General features: G+C 53.2%; 1 protein-coding gene. It reads left to right on the top strand.

Annotated features, from left to right (window positions below; all coding sequences use genetic code 11):
- Nucleotides 1-78: 78 nt before the first annotated feature.
- Nucleotides 79-510 (top strand): HNH endonuclease, encoded by a 432-nt coding sequence (locus QN350_RS19770; RefSeq protein WP_323517225.1) that lies wholly within the window; start codon nt 79-81, stop codon nt 508-510.
- Nucleotides 511-549: the final 39 nt, after the last annotated feature.

The raw sequence follows: 549 nt of genomic DNA, 5'->3' as shown, positions 1-549 counted from the left end.
GCACACTAGAACCACACGAGAGTGGCCCTGTTTTCAGTTGGCAGAAGTGGCCCTATTTTCGGTTGGCGTTAACAACTTGTGAAGAGTATCAAGGGACATGCTTCTGGTCGGGGCATTCCGGAAGCGCTTGAAATTGTTCTTCAAAATGATGACGGAAGTGTTATTGAGGCAAGAATGCCCCGACCGAATGGCATTGAGGTGGCCGCGCGACTGATCCCGTTGAGTATCGAGTTCATTGACTTCGGCGAGTGCCCCATTTGTCTCGAACCAAAACCCAACAGCCGCGAGCATGTTCCTCCACATTCGATTGGCGGTAACGTCATGACGCTGACCTGCGAGCGGTGTAACAACGAATTCGGCAGTCGATACGAACCGCACCTCCAAACTTGGTATGAGGGCTCCATGGGTCGCGTTCGTATCTCGGGGGGTGACGTGAAAGGCCGCCGTAATGCTGGCGAGTACCTTCTGCGGGTCCGGAAGATGTCAACCTGTATGAGTCATATTCTCTAGGCGGTCATTGAGTTCGTTCCTGCTTTCTCGGGTTCGTTG

It is taken from the genome of Cryobacterium sp. 10I5, assembly GCF_035019865.1.
Taxonomy (GTDB): domain Bacteria; phylum Actinomycetota; class Actinomycetes; order Actinomycetales; family Microbacteriaceae; genus Cryobacterium; species Cryobacterium breve_A.
The sequence above is the reverse complement of the archived record's forward strand: the minus strand, read 5'-3'. Positions and strand labels throughout refer to the sequence as shown.